We start from the raw sequence: 4352 nt of genomic DNA on the forward strand, positions 1-4352 counted from the left end.
ATATAATATATAATATATAATAAAAAAATAAATACAAAAAAGGCAGGTGAAACTCGTTTAAAACGGGGGAAATTTTGAAAAATGATTTTTGTTTAAAAATTAGCAACATGGAAAAAACTTATAAAAATATGGCAGGACAAAAAACAATTGCACTTCAAGATATTAATCTAGAAGTAAAAGAAGGAGAATTTATTTCAATAATTGGACCTTCTGGTTGTGGGAAATCTACATTATTAAAAATAGTAAGTGGACTAGATAATCCAACTGGTGGAAAAATTGAATTTAATGAAAATTTTGATTTAAGTCAATACATAGGATTTGTTTTTCAAGATTCTGTATTATTACCTTGGAAAAATGTATATGATAATGCAGTTTTTCCTTTAGAAATAAAAAATTTAAAAACAAAAGAAAATCTTGAAAAATTAGAACAATTGTTATCTATGGCGGGATTAGCAGATTTTAAAAAATCACTTCCAAGAGAGCTTTCTGGAGGGATGAGACAAAGGGTTTCGATAGTTAGATCCCTTTCTTATGATCCGAAACTTTTATTAATGGATGAACCTTTTGGAGCCTTAGATGCTTTAACTAGAGATTCGTTAAATATAGAGTTATTAAAAATTTGGGAACAAACTAAAAAAACTATATTGTTTGTAACACACAGTATTGATGAAGCTGTATTTCTTTCAAGTAAAGTTATAGTAATGTCACCTAGACCAGGAAGAATTAAAGAAATATTAGACATAGATTTAGGATATCCAAGAACAGTAGAGATAAGAAATAATCCTAAATTTATAGAATACAGCAAATATTTAAGAGAGGTGTTAGAATAATATGGAAAAGAAAATCAAGGGTTTATGTAAAGGATTTTCTGAATATGTTATCTCTATTGGTGTATTTTTAATAATCTGGGGTATATATGTTAAAGTTAGTGGAGTAGCTGAATATATAATGCCATCTCCTATAAAAGTTTTACAAAAATTATTTGAAATTATTGTTAAAGGGCAAATTTGGGAACATTTTTTTGCCACTTCTATTATAATTTTTGTAGGATATTTCATAGGTGTATTTTTAGGAATATTCTTTGGTTATATAATAGAAAAATGTACAATTTTAAAGGAAATGTTAATGCCATATCTTATATTTTTTCAAACAGCACCTAAAATTGCATTAGTACCATTATTTGTAATTTGGTTTGGATTAGGACTTACTTCTAAATTAGTTTTAATTGTATCAATGGTATTTTTTCCAGTTATGGTGGCAACAATGGTTGGAATAAGTTCTGTTCCTAAAGATATGAGAAATTTAATGAAAATATTAAATGCAAATAAGTTACAAATTCTTTTCAAAATAGAATTACCACATTCAATGCCAATGATTTTTTCTGGATTGAAAATAGGAATGGTTCAAGCAATAATTGGAGCTATAGTTGCTGAATGGATATCTGGAAAAGTTGGATTAGGTTATGTTTTAATATTTGCATCTTCAACATTCGATACAACTTTATTAATTGCTGGAATCTTTTTTACTATTATTGTAGGAATTTTCTATTATGAAGTTGTAAATATTTTAGAAAAAAAGATTCTTTATTGGCACGAATCGCAAAGAATAGAGAAATAAAAGGAGTAATTAAATGTATATAAAAGCAGATAAACCTGTTTATGAAGAGGGAACAGCTCATTTAAGATGTAAATCAGATAAAATTTCAGAGATTGTTTTTTTACCTGGAGATCATGCAAGAGTTGAAATGTTTAGAGATTTGTTAGAGGATTATGAAATAGTTTCTTTTAATAGAGAATTTAAAGTAGGAACTGGTAAATATAATGGAGTTCCTATTACTATTTGTTCTACTGGTATTGGAGGACCATCAACAGAAATAGCAGTTACTGAATTAATTGAATTAGGAGCAAAATATCTTATTAGAATAGGTGGTTGTGGAGCTATAAGAGAAGATATAAAATGTGGAGAATTTATAATTAATACAGGGTCTGTAAGAATGGGTGGAAGTTCAAAATTCTATGCTATGCCTGAATATCCAGCAGTTGCAGATTTTGATTTAGTAATGTGTCTTAAAGAAGCAAGTGAAAAGAAAAATTTTAAATGTCATTTAGGAATAGGAGCATCAATAGGTTCTTTCTATAGAGGACAGGGAAGAAATCCACTTTCTGTAGCAGATAAACATTATCAAGATTTATATGATGAATTAATAAGATTAAATGTAATGAATCTTGAAATGGAAGCCGAAACAATATTTACTCTATCATCAATCTATGGAGTAAAAGCTGCGAGTATCTGTGTAGTTCATTGTAATAGAATTACAAATGAATGGTTAGTAGAATATGGTGATCCGCAATTAAATATGTGTAAAACAGCTTTAGAAGCTGCAAAAATATTATATAATAAAGTAAATCAAAAGGGGGAATAATTTATGAAAAAATTATTTTTAATACTATTTTCAATTTTAACATTAGGTTTATTCAGTGGATGTGGAGAAACAAAAGAAAGTACTCCTGCTAAAAAAGATGAAATTCAAAAAATTTCTATTCAAATTGATGGAGCAGCAGTTCCATATTATGCACCAATGTATATAGCTAAAGAAAAAGGATATTTTAAAGAGCAAGGTTTAGATGTAGATTTCTATTATGCTGCAGCAGCAGAAATTGTTAAAAACGTAGCTACAGGAAATGTTCAATTTGGTTTCCCTAATGCAGATTCTGTAATTCTTGCTAAATCACAAGGAATACCAGTAAAAGTTGTTAATACAACTTACCAACATGGACTTGGAGCTTTAATTTTCCAAAAGTCATCTGGAATAACTGAGCCAAAAGATTTAAAAGATAAAAAAATTGGGGTTACTAGCTTTGGAAGCCCTAACTATATTCAATTACAAGTTATGTTAGAAAAAGCAGGAATGAGTATTGATGATGTAAAAGTTGAAATAATTGGTACAGGAGCTATTGTAAATGCTTTAGTTAGTGGACAAGTAGATGCCATTATGTTCTCTATGCTTAGAACTATTGAATTAAAAAATCAAGGTGTAGATGTTGGTGAAATTCGTTCAGATGAATTTTTACCATCTCACGGAAATGTACTTATAGTTGGAGACAAATATCTAACTGAAAATAAAGATGTAGTTAATAAATTTAATATAGCTTTAAATAAAGGAATTCAATATATTATTGATGGAAACACAAAAGAAGCTGTGGAAATGTCAGTTGAAAAGTATGCACCTAGTTTTAAAGGAAGAGAAGAAATTGTTACAGCTATTCTTGATGAAGTATTTATTCCATATTTATGGCAAAGTGAAAATACTAAAAAGAATGGATTAGGATATTCAGATGCTGAGAGATGGAGTAATTCAATAAAAGTTTTAAAAGAATATGGAGTAATAGAAAAAGAGATAGATGCTAAAGAATTAATTGGAAATATAAAATAGTGTAGGAGAGAGAAATGACAAAAGAAAGAAGAAAAGTTTTACTACCACTTTTATTTTTTCCAATAATTATAATACTTTGGAAAGCATATATAGCCCTTTTTAATGTTCCAGATTATCTTTTACCTCAACCAGAAGCTCTGTTGCAAACAACAATAGATTTATTGGTTAAAGGAGATATGTTGTATCATATTTATATTACTTTAAAAGAAGTGTTTATAGGTATTATAATTGGAATATTCAGTGGACTTATAGTAGGGTACATTGTTGCCAAATCTAGATATATAGAAAAATTGATAATGCCATTTGTTCTAATTGTTCAAACAGCACCAAAAATATCTCTAGCACCACTATTTATTTTATGGTTTGGATTGGGATTAGAATCTAAAATTGCATTAGTAATATTAGTAGTTTTATTTCCAGTAATGGTTAATGAAATTGTTGCAATTAGAAGTATAGATAAAAATATGTATAATCTTATGAAAATTTTAAATAGTACTTCTTTTCAAAAGTTTTATCATATTGAATTACCATACTCTTTAGAAGCTATACTTTCTGGAATAAAAGTAGCAGTAACACAAGCTATAACAGGAGCTGTTATAGGAGAAATGATAGGAGCAAAGGCAGGATTAGGTTATTTATTAATTCTTGGAAATGAAACTTACGATATTAAATTAGTTTTAAGTTCAATTTTTGTATTAAGCATAGTTGGTTTGATTTTATATATAATTGCTGAAAAAATTGAAAAAAGATTTTTAATTTGGAAGATTTAAATAATAAAGTAAAAAAATATGGTAACTACTCAGCTATAAATTAAAATTTAAGACTCAAGTTCAAAAAAAATAGGCTTGGGTCTTTTTTGTGTCAAAAAATATGCTACAATATCAAAGTAAAATTTGAAAAGAGGGGGTGAACTTTTATG

Annotated in this window: 5 protein-coding genes; all 5 read left to right on the top strand. The window is 27.6% G+C overall.

Annotation, left to right across the window (positions count from 1 at the left end; translation table 11 throughout):
- Positions 1 to 74 precede the first annotated feature (74 nt).
- From I6E31_12295 to I6E31_12315, 5 genes are read left to right on the top strand one after another with little or no spacing between them, the layout of a single operon-like run.
- Entirely contained in the window at positions 75 to 830 is a 756-nt protein-coding gene (locus I6E31_12295) for an ABC transporter ATP-binding protein (GenBank protein ID MCF2640740.1), read from the top strand.
- Position 831: 1 nt separating this feature from the next.
- Complete coding sequence (locus I6E31_12300; protein ID MCF2640741.1) at positions 832 to 1617, top strand: ABC transporter permease; 786 nt, start codon at positions 832 to 834, stop codon at positions 1615 to 1617.
- 13 nt (positions 1618 to 1630) lie between these two features.
- A complete protein-coding gene (locus I6E31_12305) occupies positions 1631 to 2422 on the top strand; it encodes a nucleoside phosphorylase (GenBank protein MCF2640742.1) in 792 nt (263 codons plus the stop codon).
- Between the two features lie 3 nt (positions 2423 to 2425).
- A complete protein-coding gene (locus tag I6E31_12310) occupies positions 2426 to 3433 on the top strand; it encodes an ABC transporter substrate-binding protein (protein ID MCF2640743.1) in 1008 nt (335 codons plus the stop codon).
- A 14-nt stretch (positions 3434 to 3447) separates the two neighbouring features.
- On the top strand, positions 3448 to 4203 hold the full coding sequence (locus I6E31_12315; protein MCF2640744.1) for an ABC transporter permease: 756 nt from the start codon (positions 3448 to 3450) through the stop codon (positions 4201 to 4203).
- The last annotated feature ends 149 nt before the right edge of the window (positions 4204 to 4352 follow it).

This window comes from Fusobacterium varium, assembly GCA_021531615.1.
Taxonomy (GTDB): Bacteria; Fusobacteriota; Fusobacteriia; order Fusobacteriales; family Fusobacteriaceae; genus Fusobacterium_A; species Fusobacterium_A varium_C.